Below are 20113 nucleotides of genomic sequence, written 5' to 3'. Positions count from 1 at the left end.
GCGCTATGACCGGCGTGGACCAGATCCAGCCACGGTTCCCCGACCCGTCCAAGTCGACGGCCGTACTGATCGGCACCTCCACCTACCGCAGTCCCCGCCTGCCCGACATGCCGCAGGTGGAGCACAACCTCTCTGATCTGTGCAAGGAACTGACCGACCCGGTGACCGGGGTATTCCACCCGCGCCGTTGCACGGTGCTCCAAGACCCGGCCGACCCCGAAACGGTGGGAAGAACCTTGGAAGAGGTCGCTCACGCGGCGTCCGACGTGCTGCTGGTCTACTTCGCGGGCCACGGCCTGGTGTCCAGGGACAACAAACTGCGCCTGACGGTTCCGGGTACCACGCCGGAGCGGTGCCGCTACGACGGCGTCCCCTTCGACTGGGTCCGCGAGATCCTAAACGAGACGACGGCGAAGGTGAAGATACTGGTCCTGGACTGCTGCTATGCGGGACGCGCTATCGCGTCCATGTCCCCGACTGACGCGGTGGAACTCGTCATCTCCCAGATGGAAGTGTCCGGCACCTACATCCTCACCTCCACCACCGCCACCGAGACGTCCCACTGCCCGCCGGGTGAACGGCACACCGCGTTCACGGGCGAACTGCTCTCCCTCATGCGGCAGTCTGCGGCTGCAGGCCGGGCCCCGCTCACCCTGGACCACCTGTACCGCGGCACCGCCGCCGCCCTGCACCAACGGGCCCTCCCTCGCCCTCAAAGGCGTGCCGTGGACACCGCCGCCGACCTGGCTCTGATCCGCCCGCCTAGAGTTCCCGCCGCCCCGCGTGAGGCGCTGGCAACCGCACCACCGGCGACGGCACCGACGCCGCAGGTGTCGAAGCCTGGAGAGGTGGAAGTCTTCCGCAAGTCGAGAAGCGCGAGCGGCATGTTTCTCTGCATAATCTTGCCGCCCGTGCTTGCCCTCATCGCAGGCATGGCCTTTTCCAAAACCCAGTCGAAGGCTGTCTGTTTGATTGTCGCCGAGGGCGTGCTGTTGTTCTCCTGTCTGCTTATCATCGGCATCCTGCTCGCACGCCGCCCGTTGCCCCTGCTGGTTCTCGACCATAACGGCGTCGAGCTCTACGGCCCGGGAGAGTCCGCCCGCGTCCAGTGGCGCGACGTGCGCCGGGTCTCGCTCCTTGAGAGCTCAAGGGTAAATGCCAAAAGTAGGTCGGTCAGCTGGTCCTACAGCCTCAATCTCTGGCTCAGCCCCGACGCCGCGGCGCCGGACACGCGGCATCTGGACTGGCAGAGCAAGGGGGAAAACCACTGTTTCATCCGCGACATCGAGAGCTATCTGCTGCTGTCCACGTTGGAACAGCTCCTTCCTCACTATGCCGGTCCCCTCTGGCACCCGGAGAGCGAGAACAAGGAGAGTGACAAACGGATCATCGGGTACACCATGATCTCCACCGAACGCGTCACTGCCGACGACACCCAACCCGTTCACCCGCCCACAACGCCCGACCAGCAGTAGCGGCTCACGACACCAGCATCAGTTTCCCGGTCAAGAGCCCCTCGTCGCCCATCTGACAGGTCCTCGCAAACCGGCGCCAGCAGTCCCCCAGGTAGTCCCGCATCCGCCATCGCAGATCAGCCCTCAGGGGCTCGCCCAGGCCCTCACCGATCTCGCCGACCGTCTGGATGTCGCCTGCATCGAGCACAGCACCCGCAACGCGATCCTTGACAAGAAGAAGGCGGAACAGCGCTGGCAGGAGTGGCAGGCGAGCAAACAACTCGTGCACGTCACCACGACGATCGCCTGCCCGCCCGACCGGGCCGGAGACGTCGCAAAAGCTGTCTCCAGCTACACGCGAAAGCTCGCCGCGCGCTTTGCTATCCGGCAGGACGCGGGGTTAGCCACCGAGTGCCCGAGTTCGAGGCGGTGGAAGCCGGCTTCTCCAAGAGCCCAGTCAGTTGCCGCAGTCACAGCGCGGGAACAGACACCGGCACCTCGTGCTGACGGGGCGGTCCAGTACGAAATCTCGGCTTGACCACCCATCAGGATCAACGACGAGAGAGAGACCCGACCGAGCAGCATGTCGTGGTCGTCCACGACAGCCCAGTGCACGCCTGTCTCGTCCTGCCAGCCTCGCTGCCACTGGGTGATCCACTCACGAGCCTCTTCTTCGGAATCAGCCCGCCGCAGGTGCCAACGCTGAATCGCCGGGTCCTGGAAAGCCTTCACCACGGCAGCGGTGTCCTTGAGTAGCCATGGCCTCAACAGCAGCCCACCCTCCACCGGCAAAGACGGCTGAGCAGACGCAGCGAGACAACCAACGGGCATCAGCGGAGCAACCAAGGCAGGCATGAGCAACATGATCTCAAATACACCCACCTCCATCAGTGGACAGTCCTGGGGATCAGAAACTGGTTGAGCTTGGATGCGGTCTGCGTCCAGGTCGATCCGCTGCCCGTCTCCACCTTCCAGGAACGGAAGCGCAGGGCCGCGTCGAGCTGCCAGGTCTGGCGCTTTCCGCCGGAGATCTGCTGGTACGCAAGGTCGTTGGCGTAGTAGCCGATGGTGCTGCCCGGCAGGGCGGTCGTACGGCCGAACGCGTCGTAGGTGTACCCGGAGTTCACCAGCCGGTCGGCGCTGTCGTACGTGGAGTTGGCGGCCGTGCCTCCGCTTGTGGGGCAGTCGGCGCCGGGCGTGCCCGTCGCCGTGGTAAGGGACTTGCGGTTGGTGCGCGCGTCGTAGGCGTAGCTGCGGCGCGCGCAGACCGTCTCGGTGGTGTCCTCGACGGTGGTGTGGCGGCCCGGCCGAGTTGGTGATGTTTGTCAAGACCGCGTGTAGAAGCTGCCATCAGCCTTGACACCAACATGCGCGAACAGCAGCGGTCAGCGCTGAACCTCAGCAGACAAGTAAGCCAAGCACGGCGCTGGTTGGCCGACGCCGAAGAGTTGCCGTGATCGACCTGATATGGATGAGGCCAGACCTCAAGACCAGAAGAACTAGCCAATGCGTGAACCAACACGGAGTTCCTGCTGCAGTGTTGACTTACCGGGCAAAGGTGATCACCATACGCTTGTGACCAGCATCATCCTGCGATGACACAGGGCCATCATGGCAGTTGAACCACGACACGATGTGCGTCGGCTGCGTGTGCGTCTGCGCGGCTACCTCCTCGCCGTGCTGATCAGCGCTGGGTGGGCGGTCATAGGTCACTGGTGGGTGGCTGAACCGTGGTCAGCGAGCATAGAGACCATGCTCTTCTTACTTGCGGCAGCCGTGCTCTACAGCGAGATCCGCGCCTGGCGACTCCGTCGCATCCACCGTATGCCCGGTTGAGCGGAAATCAACGGGTAGCAGCAGTGAGTGTCTAAGCCTGAATCCACCGCCTTGGATTGAAAAGGATCTTCTGGTCACGTCCGGTGGCGTGGTGTATCGACGGCCACTCGGTGATCCATTGTGAGGTTAGGCAGTGAGGGCTGCTGGTTCGGTTGTCTCGGCGGGGTTTCCTTCGATCAGGTGAAGGCGGCAGCGGCCGAGGATTTCGGGTCCCATGTAGCGGCGTTGTTCGGCCCATTCGTCGCTCTGCTCGGCCAGGACGGCGCCGATCAGGCGGACGATGGCGCCTCGGTCGGGGAAGATGCCGACGACGTCGGTCCGGCGCCTGATCTCCTTGTTCAGGCGTTCCTGGGGGTTGTTGGACCAGATCTGCTTCCATACTTCGCGGGGGAACGCGGCGAAGGCCAGGAGATCTTCGCGGGCGGCTTCGAGGTGCTCGGCGGCCTTGGGGTACTTCTCGTCCAGGCCGGCGATGGCGGCGGCCATCTGCTTGCGGACGGCGGCTGCGTCGGGCTGTTCGAAGACGGTCCGCAGCAGGGTCGCCACCCACGGTTGGGCGGATTTGGGGACCTGGGAGAGCAGATTGCGGGCGTAGTGGGTGCGGCAGCGCTGCCAGGCGGCGCCGGGCAGGGCGGCGCCGATGGCGCCCACCAGGCCGACGTGGGCGTCTGAGACGACGAGCTCCACGCCGGTCAAGCCACGGGTGGTCAGGGAGCGCAGGAACGCCAGCCAGCCGGCGCCGTCCTCGCTGGAGGCGACGTCGATGCCGAGGACCTCGCGTTTGCCCTCGTTGTTGACGCCGACGGCGACCAGGCAGTGGACGTTGACGACGCGGCCTCCTTCGCGGACTTTCTGGGTCAGGGCGTCGACCCATACGAAGGTGTAGGGGCCGGCGTCCAATGGCCGGTTGCGGAACTCGGCGACCCGGGCGTCGAGGACCTTGGCCATCTCGCTGACCTGGGACTTGCTCAGCTGGGTGACGCCGAGGGTGGCGGCGAGTTTCTCGACCCGGCGGGTGCTGACGCCGAGCAGGTAGCAGGTGGCGACCACGGAGATCAGGGCCTGTTCGGAGCGGTGGCGGCGCTCGAGCAGCCAGTCGGGGAAGTAGGAACCGGAGCGGATCTTAGGGATGGCCAGGTCGATGCTGCCGGCCCGGGTGTCCCACTGGCGGTGCCGGTAGCCGTTGCGGGAGTTGACGCGTTCCTCACTCGGCATGCCGTAGGACGCGCCGCAAGCGGCGTCGACGTCGGCGGACATCATGGCGTCGGCGAAGGTCTTCACCATCTGCCGCAGCAGATCGGGACTCGCCGAGGCGAGGTTCTCCTCCAACAGGGCGGCAAACGGCAGACTGTCTGGTGCGGTCATCGTGCTGTTCTCCTTCAAGAGCTTGGTCGTTCTCGAAGGATCAGCCGGTGGCCGTCTTACGTTCAGGCTTCTCACCCAACTACGGGCTCAAACCCCCGATTTAGGTGGAAACCCGTACACCACTTCCCTGGACGCAACCGATCTTCTAACGGTTTTCTGAGCTGGTGCCGGGTCGGTGCTCGGTTTGGGGCAGGCGGTATCTGCTGGTCTGCCCAGCTTTTCCACGGGTTCGGTTCCGGTCGGGCCTTGAGGGCGGGGTGGACAGGGGTGTCAGATCAGTCCCGGTGGGGCCGTGCGTGATGGCGAACATATGCGTTCAGGCGTGCTGCCAGGGCCAGTTGTGGGGCAGGTGCAGGGTGATGCGCCGTGCGGAGCGGGCGATCCGGGCCGGGACGTGGACCAGGTGGGCCCGGAGTGTGGCGGTGGTTGCCTTCGCGTGGAAGGCCGAGGTGTGTGCTCCGACGGCCCGCAGCAGGTTGTAGGCCATCGCCCACAAGATGAGCCAGGCCGAGTTGGCGTGGAAGTGCCCGGAGGGCGGGTGGGCCAGAGCGCCGGCTTTGCTGTCCGCGATGACCTGTTCCACCACCGCGTGGTGGCGGTGTTCCCGTTCGGCCTGGAGTGTCCCGGCGGGGTTGTCGGTGAAGAAGGGGTGGTAGCGCCAGACGGGAAACAGCTCGCCCTGTTCTCCCACGACGGCAAGTTTGGCCAGGTCACGGACCCGGCGCACGATCAGCCGGGCCGTGACGCGCTCACTCTTGTTGCGGCTGGCGAACGCGGTGTATGCGGGTATCTCGGCGACCTCGGCGTCCGAGATGAGATCACCGGTGTCTGGATCTTCCACCGCGTTCGGGTAACTAATCTTCTGCCATGCCTGGTTGGGGATGCTGAGGACGGCCCGTTTGATGGACGGGTTCATGCCGGTGGTGATGGAGAAGCGGGCTCCGGCCCGGCGGCACGCGGCGATCACACCGGCGTTGTAGAACTGTGAGTCCGCCCGCAGGATCCGCATGCCGGTACAGCCCGCCTCGACGGCGGTGGCCAGGGCCTCGCTCACGAATTTCGGGGCGCCGCGGGCGTCGGCTGCCTTGCCGCGTCGCATCCGAACCGCGGCGATCACCGGCCGGGAGTGCGGGGTGCAGATCGTGGCGAGCAACGGGTGCAGAGTGCGGATGCCCTTGAACCGGCCGTACTCCGCGCCCTGCTTGGCCCGCCCGTAAACCCGTTCATGAGTGGAGTCGACGTCGATGAACGCCATCACACCGGCGCCCGGCAGCAGCGGCGTGTGTGCGGCCAACGCGCCCAGGAACCTGCGGTGCACGGCGTGGAGTTGGAGCGCATGACCGTGGGTGAACGCGCGCAGGAACGTGCCCAGCGTGGACGGGGCACGGATACCGTCGAACACGGCCGGCATCGCACCGTGCCGCAGCAGGTGAAGGTCGTCGATGCTGTCCGCGCCTGCGGCCATACCGCCCACGATGCTGGTGACCTTGGCGTCCGCCGCCGCACCCGCGCCGTTGCCCGCCCCGGGCAGCTTCACCTTCTCGGCCACCAGGCGCGAAAGACCGCACCGCTCGGCCAGCCGCATCACCGGGACCAGCCCCGCATACGCGATCAGATTCCGGTCATCGAACGCAGCAGAGACCGCCGCCGGGGTGTGGGAAACTTTCATCTACGAGGTGCCTTGCTGATAGTGCGTGATGGTGGTGTGGTAACTCCCATCTTCGCAGGTCAGCAGGCACCTCTCTTCATTTCTCTATCCACAGGACCCGGTTCAGCCGGTGGATCCAGGCTTAGTGCGGATCAAAACGTTGAGCGACACCCTGAAGTTGGGCCTCCGCGCCCAGGATCATTAGAGATGAGGCCTCGTCAGAGGGGTCTCGGCGGCTCGCCGTTCGCCGCTGACGCGAACGGCCCCGGGGTGCAACCCGGGGCCGTCTCAGTTCAGACCTCACCAAGGAGACTAGTGGAACCCAACACCAACCAGAACGGCCCCGAGCCCCTGCCCCAGCGATGGGCCATCATCCTCATCGCCGGCTTCGTAGCCGGTGCTGCCGTCCTCCCCCTCGGCGGCCCGCTGGCCGCCCTCGGAGCCGCCGGCGCGACCACCATGGGACTGAACCAGCTCATGGCGTAGAGCGGAACGGAGACACGCCGGAGCGCCCGCCCCGTGTGCACGAGCAGCCCCTCGGAGAATCCTTCTCCGAGGGGCTGGAGTCATCAGCGCTTCGGCATACCGATGCGGACTCAGGAGATGTTCACGCTCGTGGCTCGTCGTCGCGATCTTCGTTGCGGGACTGTCGAGGACGGGCGAGATCCTGAGCGATGAGCAGTAGGGCCCTCCTCAGCTACGTGTCGGTGGTCCGGCAGGTCGAGGCGCGGGTAGTGTCGGCGCCGCGGGGTAGGTCGCGCAAACAGCCTCGGGACGCTGCGTCCGCACGGAGGACACCTGGTCGGCCGTGAGGCGCTGTGCGTAGATGTCCAGGGCGGCGAGAGTCGTGCCGGACGCGCCGTAGAGCATCCGCGAGCGGGGCAGCGTCAGCTCACTGGTGACGGTGCCGACGAGCTCACCGTCGAGATACAGCGTGACGGTCGAACCGTCGCTGGTGAGAGCGAAGTCGGCCCACTGCCCTGACCCGAGGCCACGACCAAAGCTCTGGGTCACACCGTTCCAGCGCACGGTGACGTCGGTCGGGCTCAGGGTGACCCGGTTCGTGGAGTCGACCTGGCCGAGCAGAGTCACCGTTCCGCTCACCTTGACGGTGCCGGTGACCGACCAGGGTCCGGTCAGGTTGGAGGCCCCGAGCCAGTAGCCGCCGGAGTCGATGACCTTCACCTGGCCCTTGTCCGGGTCGGTGGCTGAGCGCGTCGAGACGAACAGCGGGGTCATCCCGCTGAGGTCGCATCGGTCGATGATTCCGCGTCGGTTGTTCGACGTGTGCGCGTCATAGGTGCCACGGGGGAACTCCGGATCCATGACGTATTGGTGGATCGGTCGGGCGTTCGTAGTGGCGTTGGGCTGCTGGACACCCGTGTATCCCGGTGCGGTGCCGATGGTCTGCATGGTGGCCTCGTATGCCGCGTACTCCGTCTGGGTGCGCGGGCGGGTGTTCCACTGCCGGTCTGCGACCCGACCTCTCGGCATGATCGACAGCGACTCGAGCCACTGGCCTTCAGCCCAGCCCAAATCGTCACCCCAGACGTGCATGCCCCACCCGAGGATCTTCGGGTCGGTGGGTGTGGTCCAGGTCTGGGCGATGCGCTGCTGGTTGGGGCGGCCTGAACGGGCCGGCACCAGGTAGAGGAAGCTGCCGTCAGCGACGATCTTGTCGTAGGGCTTCAGGTGGGCGGCGGTTCCACTGCCGGTCCAGTCCATGACGATGACGTTGGTGTCGAGCGGGATGTTGCGCGCCGACGCCTCGGAGCCGTTGTAGACCACCGAGGTGCGGCCCTTGGCTCGAACGTGGTCATTCACCTCATTGATGAACTCCATCTCGACATCGGCCGTCGTGGCGTACTTGCCGTTCGAGTTGGCCACGTAGTCCCGCAGGGCGGGGCAGCGGTTCATGTTCGGGGGCATCTCGTCACCACCGAGGTGGACCCATGGCGAGGAGAACCAGGGGAGGAACTCGTCGAGCATCTCCTGGGAGACCTTGAGGGCCTTCGGGTTCATGAGGTTGAACGTGAAGTCGTCGGTCAGGTGGCTGTAGCTGTAGCCCTGGCAGGTGTTCTGCGGAGTCGCGCCCGTGTCGCGCTCACCGAACCCCGGTTCGACCTCACGCGGGCCGTCTGCCATGCCGACGTGGAAGTAGGCCGACTTGGGTGAGACGTGGGCCGGCAGCTCGAAACCTGGAACGAGGGTCACGTTGTTCTCCCGGGCGATCCGGTCGAGACTCTCGATGTCAGCCCGGTCGTAGCTGAAGCCTGGCTCGGCCAGCCCGGGGTACTTGGGGCTGTTGAGTCGGAAACCCTCGGCGTCATCGACGTGAAGAACCAGGTAGTTCTGTTTGAGGTACCCCATCTGTCGGATGACGTCGGCCACGGCGCGAGGCTCCCAGTACTCACGGGACACGTCGATCGTGTTCATGCGCACGGTGGTGTTGGCGCGGTCAGTGAGGACACCGGTGGGCAGGGTGCGTTGGTCGGCGCTCCCGACCAGCAGCTGGATCAGGCTGCGCGACCCGTAATAGATACCACTGGCCGTGGGCGCGGTGAGCCGCACCGTCCGACCGATCTCCAGCCGGTACCCCTCGGGGCCGACCTCGGGCGCGAGAGCCGCATCGAGGGCCACCTGGATGCCGTTGTCGTTCGCACTGTTCGCTTGGGTGAGGGGCAAGCGGACACCCGTGCGGGCCTCGATGTCTCGAGCGGCATACCGTGCGACCTCGCGCAGCGGCCGGGTCGACACAATGGGGTCGGATTCTGTCGTCATGCCCGAGACAACGGTCCAGCGGCCGGCAGTGGCCGGATCGATCACGACCCTGGTCGTGTTCGCCAGGGTGAGCTTCCCCCCTGCGGGCTCCCAGTTCTGCGGAACCGGCAGCAGGGTCGTGCGTGGGTCGGCGACGTCGCTTTGGGCCCCCCCAGGCGTCGTCCGAACAGTAGGTTTCGCGCCTGCCTCACTCGCCATTGCGGGCGACACCAGCACCGAGCATGCCGTCAGGGCTGCGAGGCAGCCAGCGAGTCCCGATACTCGCAACTTCGCCGACCCCTGGTGACGAGGGACGGCACGACGACCAGATTTTGACATGATGCCTCCATCAACTGGTCTAGACCGGTCTAGAGTTCATGGGAGTGTGGCCCGTGCGAGCGCCACGGTCAAGAGGGGGCCAACGTGCAGGACTGACAAGAGGGGCCAGCGTGCAGGACTGACACACCGCCCAAGCCCCTTGGGGGTCACTACTTTGAGAGGGCGTTTACTTAGGTTTGGCCGGAAAAATCACTTCTGCCGTCACCCTGGTTTGCCCTGTTCTGTGCAACTGGCGAGCAATGCCCCCTCTCGATCCCTGCGATCGAGTGTCCGTTTCACTCGTTTCTGGAGTCGTAAGTCCGTCTGGTTTGAGAATCTGGTGGAACCGCCCACCTCGGAGCGGAACGCCACCGTCCGTCGCGCTCGTGTTAACGCTACGCGCGTGAGCCAGCGGAAGCCGTACCCCAGCGACTTGTCCAACGCCCGATGGGCCTTGATCGAGCCGACGCTGACGGCGTGGCGGAATGCCCGGCTCGACCGCCGGCCGACCGGTACTCCAGTCGCACTTTGTGATCTGAGGGGAATTCGAGCGTGGAGGTCATGCGAGCGCGGCAAGGCGTCTCTTGTAGTGGTGCCAGCGGGAGCGGGCTTGGTGGCGGCGTCGCCAGACGGACCATTGCAGGTGGAAGGCCATGCGGCGGGCCGCGAGGGTGGTGGGCAGGTCCCGCAGAACGGCTGTGAAGAGCTGGAACAGGCGGCGGGCCTCCGGGACGGTCAGGGCGATGTGGCCGAAGTCCTCGGGTGGTTCAGCCTCGCCGTCGGCGGGCAGGACCGGGGCCGTGTGCTCGCGACGGTCCAGGCTGGAGATCACGGCGAGCAGAGCGGGCGCGGCCATGGCGAGCACGATGTGCCGACGCCAGGAGCGGTAGCGCCGGGCCTGGGTGTGGTCCAGTCCGACCGCGTCCTTCCCGTCGGCGAAGTCTTCTTCCACCGCCCATCTGATTCCGGCGATCTTGACCAGGTCAGACAGCGCCATCGACCGGCCCTCGGGCACATACGCGTAGAAGAAGGCCAGGTCGGTGAGGTCGGCGAGGGAGCGTCGGACTAGCAGATGATGCCGGGGGCTGCTGGTGGCGACCTGGGCCCAGTCGTAGACACGCGGGCCCTTGGCGCCCTGTCCGCACGAGATTCGGTTCCACGCCCGCTTGGGGATCTTCTTCGCCGCGAGCAGGTCGGCCCGGATCGGCCGACGCTGGTGGGTACCTGGAAGTTGACGCCGACGGCGAAGACGTAGCCGATGCCGTGTTCCTCGAAGAAGCCCCGCAGCTTGGTGCTGCGGCCGTAGATCTAATGGGCAATGAAGAGAGGCCCGCTCCCCGCATAACCGGCCCGCCAGACTTGGACCGAGAGAGCGGAGTCACGCTTCGACGCAGGGAAGGCAGAGGACGGTACTGGGGGAACCGCACCGTAGACCAGGGGCTCGACCCCTGAGATGAGACTCGGTCCCTCGTATCGCCGTCTGCCCTCGCCCTCTCGGCCGCGGTGCCGGACGCCGACGTCGGCGCGACGCCTACCGAACACCTGGGCTCAAGCCTCGAAGAAGACCGGCGGGTGCCGACGCTCGCGGCCGGCACCGTGACCGAGCACATGATCGGACCGTTGATGCTTGTGGTCCGAGCCGCCCGCAGGGAGCACCTCTTCCGTGTTCGGGAGCCGCCGAGCTCTCGCCAAGACCGAGGACCCTGCGGGTCGCTGGGGTCACGAACGGCTAATCGGATGACGGGCCATCGAGCCCTGCCATTAGGGAGACGCGTGCCCCGCACGGCTGTGACCAGCCACGACAGGCAATTCGACCGAGAGGACGTGAACCGCTTTGAAGGTGTCCTGCGGCATCGACTGGGCCAGCGACCACCACGACGCCGCCATAGTCGACAACACCGGATCGTTACTGGCCAAGGCCCGGATCGACGACACCGCCGAGGGACTCGCCGAGCTCCTGCAGCTCCTCGCCGAGCACGGCGACACCGCCGAGGCCCCCGTCCCGGTGGCCATCGAGACCTCCCGCGGTCTGCTGGTCGCCTGCCTGCGCGCGGCCGGCCGCCCTGTCTACGCGATCAACCCGATGGCCGCCGCCCGCTACCGCGACCGCCACGCGGTCTCCCGCAAGAAGTCCGACCACCTCGACGCCATGGTGCTGGCGAACATCCTGCGCACGGATGCCGCCGCCCACCGCCAGCTGCCCGCCGACACCGAACTCGCCCAGGCCGTCGCGGTCCTCGCCCGCGCCCAGCAGAATGCCGTGTGGGACCGCACCCAGGCCGCCAACAAGCTCACCTCGCACTTGCGCGAGTACTTCCCCGGCTTCCTCGCCGCGGTCGGCGTCCGCCGCGAGGGGGTGTGCCACCCAATCGCCCGCACCCTGCTGGCCGCCGCCCCCACCCCCGTACAGGCCGCCCGACTCACCCGCGCCCAGCTGCGGTCCCTGTTGAAGAAGGCCGGCCGAAAGAACACCCTCGACGCCGAGGCCGACCGCCTCCATGCCGCACTCCGCCTGCCCCAGATGCGCCAACTCCCCCTGGTCGAACAGGCGATGGGACGTCAGACGCTCGCGCTGCTGCGGCAGATGGAGGCCGCCTGCACCAGCGCCGACGACCTCGCCGAGGCCGCGGTGGAGTCTTTTGAGAAACACCCGGACGCCGAGATCATCACCAGCTTCCCAGGGCTCGGCACTCTCAGCGGCGCCCGGGTGCTCGCCGAGATCGGCGACGACCGATCCCGCTTCGCCGACGCCAAGGGCCTGAAGGCCTACGCCGGGTCGGCCCCGATCACCAGGGCCTCGGGCAAGAGCGTGGCCGTCCTGGCCCGCCGGGTCAAGAACCAGCGGCTGGCCGGCGTCGGCTACATGTGGGCCTTCGCCGCTATGTCCCACTCCGACGGCGCCCGAGCCCACTACGACCGCCGCCGCGAGGCCGGAGACCGCCACACCGCCGCCCAGCGCAACCTCTTCAACCGCATGCTCGGCTGCCTCCACCACTGCCTCACCCGCCGCGTCTGCTACAGCGAGACAGTCGCCTTCCCTGCACCCTCTGACGCTCAACTCACGGAGGCCGCTTGACAGATCTTCCGCATCGGATGTCTCGTCCCCGGCTGCCCAGTCGATGATCAGCCCCGCGGGCACCGTGCGGTGGGCCTGTTCCAGGGCGATGGCGGTCTTGGTGCGGAAGGTGAAGTCCCGTCCTAATCCCGCGCGTTCGCATCGGTCGGGGTCCTTGGTCCAGTGCTCCTGGACGTACAGGTCTCCGTCGATCAGGCAGTGCCCCAGGGCGCTGGCGTAGGTGCAGTACACCGCGACCACCGCGTTGCTGACCTGCCCGGTCGTGCCGGTGTACTGGCGGCCGACGCTGGCGGTGGCGCTGCCCTTCTTCTCCTGGCCGGTCTCGTCGAAGACCAGCACCGCGCCGGGGCGCGGCCAGGTGGCGCACGGCGAAGCGCCGCACCGCGTCGCGGGCGGCTTCCTCGTCCCACACCGCCTGGTAGAGCGGTCGTTGCATCCCGAACGCGGGTGCCGCTCCGGCCTGTTCGGACAGGGTCCAGCAGTTCTTGCGTGGCAGATCGGCCAGCAGGCCGCGCACGTACGCCGAGGCGTGCGCCCGCGGCTCACGGCGGGCGAACAGCGGTGCCAGTTCGGCGGCGAGCTCGTCGAACTTCTCCTGGAACAGCGAGGGATCTATGCTGACGGCAGAGGCCGCCTGATCTTCATGTTGCGTCACAACACCATGATCAACAGGTGGCCTCGCCCATGCCCGGGCGCCCCACGTCAACCGGCGCCCCGTCAGATCACGAAGTGCGACTGGAGTACCGGCACGCCTTGACCGAGGCGGAGGCGTGGAGCGGGTCGACGATGGCGCCGATCTTCCGGGCCTCGGCCTCCGCGCGGTCGGCGGCCTCGGCGTACTGGCCCTTGCGGAACTCGCAGATCGAGACGGTCAGGTCGAGGAGGTGGCCGCGCTCGGCGGTGATGGCGATCACGGCGGTGCGGACGACGACCGCGACGACCCGCTCGGACTCGACGACGACGTCCCCGTCCCGCACGCCGGTACCGTTGATCGTCGAGGCGGCAGCCTGGAGGGTATTCTCGAACCGCCAGACCGGGCGGGCGGCGGCGACGGCCTTGACCGGACCGGACTTCGAGCACTGCTTGTACGTGACGCCGGAGCCCTCGACGAGCTCGGCCGCCTTGCGGCGGGCGTCGGCGATGCGCGATGGTCGGGGTCTGTTCCCTGCGTGCCGAGGAGAGCGACGGCGTGCCCTGCACGACCGACCCTGAGGAACTGGTCGCCTGGGCAACCGGCTTGGACACCGTGACGGTATTCGCCACGTACGCGGCCGGGGGGCTAGGCGTCCTACAGCGGGCGCACGAGGGCGGCCTGGCGGTGTGGGACCTGATGGTCGTAGACGAGGCGCACAGGGTCAGTGGTGATGCTGGGAAGCCGTGGGCTGTGGTGCATGACCAGCAGCAGTTCCCGGCGGTGCGGCGGCTGTACATGACCGCCACAGCGCGTATCTGGGAGGTGGAGGGCGAGGCGCCGCGGCTGGTGGCGAGCATGGACGAGGACTCCCCCGTCTTCGGGCCGGTGGCCTACAAGCTGCGGTTGTCGGAGGCGATCCGGCTGGGGCTGGTGGCGCCGTATCAGGTGCTGTGCCTGGACATTCGCGACCCCGAGCTGCACGCGGCGCTCACAAGCGAGGACACCAGTTCCGCGGCCGTACGCGGCGCGCGGCTTGCCGCCGTTCAGACAGGGGCTGATGCGTGCCGCGGTTGAGGAGCGCTTCCGGCGAGTGCTGTCGTTCCATAGCCGGATCGGGGAGGCGGAGGCGATGGCGGCCGGGGTGCCGACGGTCGTGGCCCGGCTCGCCGAGGACGCCCCCGACACCTTCCCACCGGCGGAGCGGATCTGGGCCAACTGGCCGTCACTGGGGAGATCACATGTCCGCCAGCAGGGGTTATGTCCGCCACCGGGGACCTTTCCAGGTCCGCTGACACCACACACATCGGATCTCTTAGCGGTCCCCCGCCGCAGATTCGTTGACTCTTCTTCTATAGGTCGTGCATACTTCCGGCCAAGTCGCCAGTCGACCAAGCGATTCATCCGATCTCTTTGTCCCCAATTCCCAGTCGCTCAACGACGAGACCACTCGAGGAGGAGGCAGTTGCCGGGCGTTGCCGGTGCCCGCTTGAACGGGTCGGGCGGTCCCAAAGGTGGTGGGGTCGTCGCTCCAGCCCAACGGGGCCAATCACGTCGGTCATCCCGTGCTCGCCGCTCTGATAGAGGTCAACATGAACATGCGAAGTAAACTTCGACGCCGCAGCGTGCTGGTGGCGTTGCCATGGCTGGCCTCCGCCATCATGGCACCCGGCGCTCTTGGGGCGCCCCGTAACCAGACGGCGGCCACCGCGCAACTCGCGGACTCCAAGGGCAATCCCCTGCGTATGTGGTACACCACCCCGGTGTCTGACTGGGAGAACCAGGCGCTGGTGCAGGGCAACGGCACGACTGGCCTGATGGCATTCGGCAACCCCGGGCGAGACCGCCTCCACTTCAATGAGAAGACCCTGTGGACAGGCGGGCCTGCTAATGGGCGCACCTACCTCGGTGGCAACAAGGCGACAGCGATCACGCCTCAGCAACTGAACAACTACCGCCTCGCTCTCGACAACAAGGCCACCAACGTCTTCGGCCTCCCGCCCACCGGCGCCGGCGGCGCCAACCCGCAACTCACCAGCCTGATGTTCGGCAACACAGGTGGAATGGGCATGTACCAGGACTTTGGTGACCTCTACCTGGACTTCAGCGCCACCGGCATCACCGACGCATCGGCATCGAACTACGTCCGCGACCTAGACATGAGCACCGCCGTCTCGACTGTGAACTTCGACCACGGCGGCGTGCACTACCAGCGTGAGTACTTCGTGAGCTATCCCGACCAGGTCGCCGTGGTGCGCCTGAGTGCCTCCGGGCCGGGCAAGCTCACCTTCACGACGTCGACGACGGCGGCGAGCGGACTGACCACCACTGCCACCGCAGATCCGAACGAGAAGCGGATCACCCTCGCCGGCCAGGTGAGCGACAACCAGATGCGGGCCGAGATGCAGCTCAAGCTGCAGAACGAGGGCGGAGCTGTCTCGAGCAGCGATGGCCGCACGCTGACGGTCACCGCCGCCGACACCGTCACGCTCGTCTACTCGACGGGCACGAACTACAAGAACGATTACCCGACGTACCGAGGCGAGGACCCGCACGGCAAACTCACGCAACGCGTGGACTCCGCCATCGCCAGCGGATACGGCGTCCTGCTCGATAGACACCTGGCTGACTACCAGGAGCTCTTCTCGCGCGTGCAATTCGACGTAGGCGCAACCGTGCCCGACATCCCCACCGATCAGCTCATGAGGAACTACCGCGCAGGATCCTACGATCTCGCAGTCGACCAGATGGCGTACCAGTTCGGTCGCTACCTCAGCATCGCCGGCTCGCGGATCGGCGACCTTCCCACCAACCTCTGCGGCCTGTGGATGATCGGCAGCGCGAGCGCCTTCTGGGGAGCGGACTACCACTTCAACGTCAACGCCCAGATGAACTACTGGCCGGCGATGATCACCCACCTCGCCGAGACCCAGGTGCCGTTCAACGAGTTCGTCGAGTCGCTGGTGGTTCCGGGTCGACTGACGGCTGAGCGGTCCGCAGCGGTGAAGACCGAGGACTTCGCAAACGCGCCGCTCGGGACCAGCAAGGGATTCCTCATCAACACCCAGGTGAACCCGTTCGGGCACACCGCGCCGATCGGTTCGCAGGAGTACGGCTGGAACATCGGCGGATCGTCGTGGGCGATGCAGAACCTCTACGACTACTACCTCTTCACCGGCGACGAGACCTTCCTGCGCGACACCGCGTACCCCATGCTCAAGGAGATGGCCGCGTTCTGGAACGAGTACCTCTGGTACAGCCCGTACCAGAAGCGACTTACCGTGGCGCCGAGCGTCTCAGCCGAGCAGGGCCCGACAGCCGTCGGAACCGCATACGACCAGTCCCTGGTGTGGGAGCTCTACCGCATGGCGATCGAGGCCTCCGAGAAACTCGGGGTCGACGCGGACCTGCGCGCGGTGTGGCAGGACAAGCAGTCGCAGCTCAACCCGATCCTGATCGGGCAGCAAGGTCAGGTGAAGGAGTGGTTCGAGGAGACCACCCTCGGCAAGGCCCAGGCTGGCGATCTCCCCGAGGTGGGCATCTGGAACTTCGGTGCCGGTGGCAGCGCCAACCAAGGCTCTGTGCACCGCCACACATCGCAGCTCGTCGGGCTCTTCCCCGGCACGCTGATCAGCAAGGACACGCCCGAGTGGATGGATGCTGCCATCAAGTCGCTCGAGCAGCGCAGCCTCAACGGCACGGGTTGGTCCAAGGCTATGAAGATCAACATGTACGCCAGGACCGGCCGCGCCGAGGACACCTACTCCATGGTGCGCGCGATGCTCGCCGGGAACCGGAACGGCCTGATGGACAATCTGCTGGACTCCCACCCTCCGTTCCAGATCGATGGCAACTTCGGGCTGACCGCAGGCATGACCGAGATGCTCGTGCAAAGCCAGCTCGGCTACACCCAGTTCCTCCCGGCACTCCCCAGTGCGTGGAAGGACGGGAGCGTCGACGGCCTCGTCGCGCGCGGAAACTTCGTCTTGGACATGAAGTGGGCAAATGGCGCCGCCACGGAGTTCCGGGTGACGGCTCGCAACGGCGGCACGTTCGTCGGTGACTACCCGAGCATCGCGCAGACTACGGTAAAGGACGCGGACGGCAACCTCGTGGCCGTAAAAGCCAACGGCTCGGACGAGATCTCGTTTGACACGACCAAGGGGCAGACCTACACGATCGCCTTCGAGCCCGTAGGTGTTGGGTTCGCCAACGTCTCCTGGCACGTCGATCGCGCCGAGACTGTCGGGGAGCTCGCGAGCTCCGCCGCGGAACAGGTCCGGCAGCACATCGCGCAGGCAGAGCACCTTGCGCAATCGCCCGCGTCGAACCGTGCGGTCATCCGGCAGCTCGACAACGCGGCACAAAAGGGGAAGGCGAGTACGAAGTTGGTTGAGGCACTCAGTGCGCTAGCAGCCACATTCCGCTGAACCACCGAGGCGCGTGCCCGGCGACGTCGGTCGCCGGGCACGCGCCCCTCTTGCTAGCCGTGGTCGACGCGGCGCCTTGAGGGCCGCGCAGAAATCGCCGGACGGCCTCCTCACACTCCGAGCACCTCGTGGAGCAACTCGCCTCCCGCGCCCTCACCAGCGGACAGCGCATGGTCCACGTCCGGCGCGACGAGGACGGGCGGATCGTCGGGGCCGACGGCGAGGACCAGGAGCACCGCACCGACGCCGCTGCCGAGTCGGTCCTGCTCCACTTCTCCTCCCCCGGGCCGCCGCCACCATCGCGGCCTTCCTCCGCACGCGGGTCTACCGGGCCGGAATCCCTGGTGTAACTGGAGGGCTACCAGGCCCTCATCCGCTGGCGAGCCGAGAACGAGATCACCGGCCTGCACGCCGTCCCCTACGACACCGAGACCGACGTCGGCGTCACGAAGGCTTTCCCGCTGGGCAGGTGGGTGCACCAGCAGCGCAAGGCGCTGCGGGCCGGGGAGCTCGAGGAGCGGCGCAAGGAACTGCTGGACGCACCGGAGGCCGGGATGGTGTGGGAACCGGGCGAGGAAGCCTGGGAGGCCAAGCTCGCCGCGCTGCGGTCTTATCGGCGGGCCACCGGGCACCTCGCACCCCGTCAGGACGCGGTCTGGGGCGAAGGCGAGGCGATGATCCCCATCGGGCAGCACATGGCCAACCTCCGGCGGAAGGGAGCGAAGAACGGCCTGGGCAAGCACCCGGAACGGGCGACGGAACGCACCGCGCAGCTAACGGGCTGCCCCGCGATTGATCGGGGGTGTGCCGTGACGTGACGATGGCCGCGCGGGTTCTTGAGGTGTGAAGATCAAGCAGGCCCGCGCGGCCATGGCCCATCCTGCCTTCTGCGGCGTCTCGCGCCAACATCTCGGCGAGTTGATCGAAGAACTCGCGCCACGCTGGGAAGCGCGCTGTGAGTCCGGGCGGCATGACCGGCGCCAGGCCAAGCGTCGACGGGAAGCCGGGGCCGGGCCGAAGTACGAACTCGTCTTCACCGACCGGGTATTGGCGACCCTTGTCCACCTGCGGACCGGACTGACCCACCAGGCCCTGGCCGTCATCTATGAGGTCGACTCCTCCACTGTCGGCCGGGCGATCGGCGAGATCCGTCCGCTGCTGGCCAAGCGTGGGTTCGCCGTGCCTAACCGCCCCGGAGTACGGCTGCGCACGCTGGAGGACGTGTTCGCCTACGCGGAGGCCGAGCAGGTGACGTTGCGGATCGACGGGTTGGAGACCCAGGTCCGCCGCCCGCAAGCGAACCGTCCCGGCCGACGGGCGTTCGTCTCGGGCAAGCGGAAACAGAACACCATCAAGACCACCACGATCAGCGACCACCAGGGCCGGACCCTGTGGTCGGGAGCCGAACGGCCGGGCCGGATGCACGACCAGACCGCCCTGCGCACCGAGGGCATCGCCGAGCAGTTTTACCAACATCCCGGCGTAAAAGCCGAGGTCGACGACGGATACCGGGGCCTGGCCAACGAGTTCCCCGGCCAGGTCTCGGCCCCGCCGAAGAAACCCAAGGGCCTCGACGATGACGACGCCCCGCTGAGCGAGCGGTACGGCTGGCGCGAAGCGAAACGCCGCCAGTCCTCCCGCCGGATCTGCGTCGAGCACGCCAACGCCGAACACCGCCAGTGGCGCCCTCTCCAGCGGTTCACCGGACGGCGCGAGACCTACGGCGAAACCCACCGCGCTGTCGCGGCCCTGGTCTCCGACCGTGCTGCCCAGCGGGCCACCCAGCGCAAGCCCAGCACCGAGCTCGTGCTCGTCCGCACCACGGCCTGCTGAATCATCCACCAGCCGAACCTCCAGGCCAGCACGACCCAACATCAATCGCGGGGCAGCCCGTAAGCTTGTCGTTTAACGTCGCACGTCACTTGACGGGCTGACTTGGGGAGTTCTCGCGGACAGCGGCAGCGGCCGTCCTCCACGCTGTGCAGTGTCGAGCAACACTGCACGGAGGAACGGCCGCTGATGACGAGTCTTCCCGATGCCGCCGACGGCGTGGAGGCGCTTGGGGTGTTGTCCCGCTTTCGGGTGGAGTTCTACGACTGAACTTTCCCGTGATGCTGGACACTCGTTGCGCACGGCGAGCGTGAAGTAGACCATGAACCCGGCCGGCAGGGCGCCAACCTTCTTCACCCATCGAGTCACCACCCCCAGCTGCACATGATCGGATAACCCCACCCACGGATGCATGCCGAGTCCAACGACCGGACCGCTGCGGGGTCACCGTGAACTGCTTGCTGCACTCAAGCAACGGCGTTGAGTCCCTGGCGGCAGGTGGCACAGTGTGACCGGCAGCCCGGTCTCCGCTGCCAGGGCGGCGAGTTCAGTCGTCCAGGCGCGCGCAGCCCGCGTCGGCGGTGATCAGCAACCGTCCGGCCTGCGGGTGGGCGCTGCGGCCGGCGCCGTTCCACCAGCGGCGGATGGATTCCACGGCGAAGGCGGCGGTGTCGTGGTCGGTGCCGACGTTGACCCAGCCAGTGTTCGCCGTGAGGTCGTAGATCCCGTACGGCACCGCTGTTCTAAAGACCCAACCGCTGCACA

Annotated in this window: 13 protein-coding genes and 6 pseudogenes; 9 read left to right on the top strand and 10 right to left on the bottom strand. The window is 66.9% G+C overall.

What is annotated here, in order from left to right:
* The first annotated feature begins 5 nt into the window (after positions 1-5).
* On the top strand, positions 6-1475 hold the full coding sequence (locus OH809_RS38965) for a caspase domain-containing protein (protein WP_406416438.1): 1470 nt from the start codon (positions 6-8) through the stop codon (positions 1473-1475).
* 4 nt (positions 1476-1479) lie between these two features.
* Here OH809_RS38965 and OH809_RS38960 read toward each other — a convergent pair whose 3' ends face one another.
* The 5 genes and pseudogenes from OH809_RS38960 to OH809_RS38940 form a co-directional block, all read right to left on the bottom strand.
* On the bottom strand, positions 1480-1743 hold the full coding sequence (locus OH809_RS38960) for a hypothetical protein (protein WP_406416440.1): 264 nt from the start codon (positions 1741-1743) through the stop codon (positions 1480-1482).
* A 62-nt stretch (positions 1744-1805) separates the two neighbouring features.
* Positions 1806-2342 (bottom strand): GNAT family N-acetyltransferase, encoded by a 537-nt coding sequence (locus OH809_RS38955; RefSeq protein ID WP_406416442.1) that lies wholly within the window; start codon positions 2340-2342, stop codon positions 1806-1808.
* Positions 2343-2365: 23 nt separating this feature from the next.
* Positions 2366-2758, bottom strand: a pseudogene (locus OH809_RS38950) (hypothetical protein); the annotation flags it as partial.
* A gap of 658 nt (positions 2759-3416) precedes the next feature.
* A complete protein-coding gene (locus tag OH809_RS38945; protein WP_406416444.1) occupies positions 3417-4655 on the bottom strand; it encodes an IS256 family transposase in 1239 nt (412 codons plus the stop codon).
* Positions 4656-4925: 270 nt separating this feature from the next.
* Positions 4926-6324 (bottom strand): annotated as a pseudogene (locus OH809_RS38940) (IS1380 family transposase).
* Positions 6325-6618: 294 nt separating this feature from the next.
* On the opposite strand from OH809_RS38940, the gene OH809_RS38935 reads away from it, so the two are divergent.
* Complete coding sequence (locus OH809_RS38935) at positions 6619-6789, top strand: hypothetical protein (RefSeq protein ID WP_351201534.1); 171 nt, start codon at positions 6619-6621, stop codon at positions 6787-6789.
* Positions 6790-6996: 207 nt separating this feature from the next.
* On the opposite strand, the gene OH809_RS38930 is transcribed toward OH809_RS38935, so the two are convergent.
* Positions 6997-9282, bottom strand: coding sequence for a family 20 glycosylhydrolase (locus tag OH809_RS38930; protein ID WP_406416447.1), 2286 nt, complete (start codon positions 9280-9282; stop codon positions 6997-6999).
* Between the two features lie 502 nt (positions 9283-9784).
* On the opposite strand from OH809_RS38930, the pseudogene OH809_RS38925 reads away from it, so the two are divergent.
* Positions 9785-9928, top strand: a pseudogene (locus OH809_RS38925) (IS5/IS1182 family transposase); the annotation flags it as partial.
* Positions 9929-9940: 12 nt separating this feature from the next.
* Here the strand turns inward: OH809_RS38925 and OH809_RS38920 are convergent.
* Positions 9941-10738, bottom strand: a complete 798-nt coding sequence (locus tag OH809_RS38920; RefSeq protein WP_406424726.1) for a transposase — start codon at positions 10736-10738, stop codon at positions 9941-9943.
* Positions 10739-11215: 477 nt separating this feature from the next.
* On the opposite strand from OH809_RS38920, the gene OH809_RS38915 reads away from it, so the two are divergent.
* Positions 11216-12457 (top strand): IS110 family transposase, encoded by a 1242-nt coding sequence (locus OH809_RS38915; RefSeq protein ID WP_406516140.1) that lies wholly within the window; start codon positions 11216-11218, stop codon positions 12455-12457.
* A 33-nt stretch (positions 12458-12490) separates the two neighbouring features.
* Here the strand turns inward: OH809_RS38915 and OH809_RS38910 are convergent.
* Positions 12491-12796 (bottom strand): annotated as a pseudogene (locus OH809_RS38910) (transposase); the annotation flags it as partial.
* On the opposite strand from OH809_RS38910, the gene OH809_RS38905 reads away from it, so the two are divergent.
* The gene (locus tag OH809_RS38905; protein ID WP_406416450.1) at positions 12678-13214 is read left to right on the top strand and encodes a hypothetical protein; all 537 of its coding nucleotides are present in this window, start codon (positions 12678-12680) and stop codon (positions 13212-13214) included. The pseudogene OH809_RS38910 and the gene OH809_RS38905 sit on opposite strands and share 119 nt — an antisense overlap.
* On the opposite strand, the gene OH809_RS38900 is transcribed toward OH809_RS38905, so the two are convergent.
* Positions 13180-13434 (bottom strand): hypothetical protein, encoded by a 255-nt coding sequence (locus OH809_RS38900; protein ID WP_406416452.1) that lies wholly within the window; start codon positions 13432-13434, stop codon positions 13180-13182. The genes OH809_RS38905 and OH809_RS38900 overlap by 35 nt on opposite strands.
* Before the next feature lie 212 nt (positions 13435-13646).
* Here OH809_RS38900 and OH809_RS38895 point away from each other — a divergent pair, with 212 nt between their 5' ends.
* From OH809_RS38895 to OH809_RS38880, 4 genes and pseudogenes are all read left to right on the top strand, one after another.
* Entirely contained in the window at positions 13647-14165 is a 519-nt protein-coding gene (locus OH809_RS38895) for a hypothetical protein (protein ID WP_406416454.1), read from the top strand.
* A gap of 515 nt (positions 14166-14680) precedes the next feature.
* The gene (locus tag OH809_RS38890) at positions 14681-17518 is read left to right on the top strand and encodes a glycosyl hydrolase family 95 catalytic domain-containing protein (protein ID WP_406416456.1); all 2838 of its coding nucleotides are present in this window, start codon (positions 14681-14683) and stop codon (positions 17516-17518) included.
* A 110-nt stretch (positions 17519-17628) separates the two neighbouring features.
* Positions 17629-18294: pseudogene (locus OH809_RS38885) on the top strand (helicase associated domain-containing protein); the annotation flags it as partial.
* A 94-nt stretch (positions 18295-18388) separates the two neighbouring features.
* Entirely contained in the window at positions 18389-19351 is a 963-nt protein-coding gene (locus OH809_RS38880) for a transposase family protein (protein ID WP_406424729.1), read from the top strand.
* 474 nt (positions 19352-19825) lie between these two features.
* Here OH809_RS38880 and OH809_RS38875 read toward each other — a convergent pair.
* Positions 19826-20087 (bottom strand): annotated as a pseudogene (locus OH809_RS38875) (ISAzo13-like element transposase-related protein); the annotation flags it as partial.
* Positions 20088-20113: the final 26 nt, after the last annotated feature.

Origin of the sequence: Streptomyces sp. NBC_00873, assembly GCF_045207415.1 — a bacterium.
Lineage (GTDB): Bacteria > Actinomycetota > Actinomycetes > Streptomycetales > Streptomycetaceae > Streptomyces.
This window is presented reverse-complemented; position numbering and strand designations above follow the sequence as displayed.

Bases quoted from the DNA above. Each gene is read 5' to 3' on its own strand.
- OH809_RS38945 (WP_406416444.1), bottom strand. From the start codon at position 4,655: ATGACCGCACCAGACAGTCTGCCGTTTGCCGCCCTGTTGGAGGAGAAC.
- OH809_RS38965 (WP_406416438.1), top strand. From the start codon at position 6: ATGACCGGCGTGGACCAGATCCAGCCACGGTTCCCCGACCCGTCCAAG.
- OH809_RS38890 (WP_406416456.1), top strand. From the start codon at position 14,681: ATGAACATGCGAAGTAAACTTCGACGCCGCAGCGTGCTGGTGGCGTTG.
- OH809_RS38955 (WP_406416442.1), bottom strand. From the start codon at position 2,342: ATGGAGGTGGGTGTATTTGAGATCATGTTGCTCATGCCTGCCTTGGTT.
- OH809_RS38930 (WP_406416447.1), bottom strand. From the start codon at position 9,282: ATGGCGAGTGAGGCAGGCGCGAAACCTACTGTTCGGACGACGCCTGGG.
- OH809_RS38880 (WP_406424729.1), top strand. From the start codon at position 18,389: ATGGCCCATCCTGCCTTCTGCGGCGTCTCGCGCCAACATCTCGGCGAG.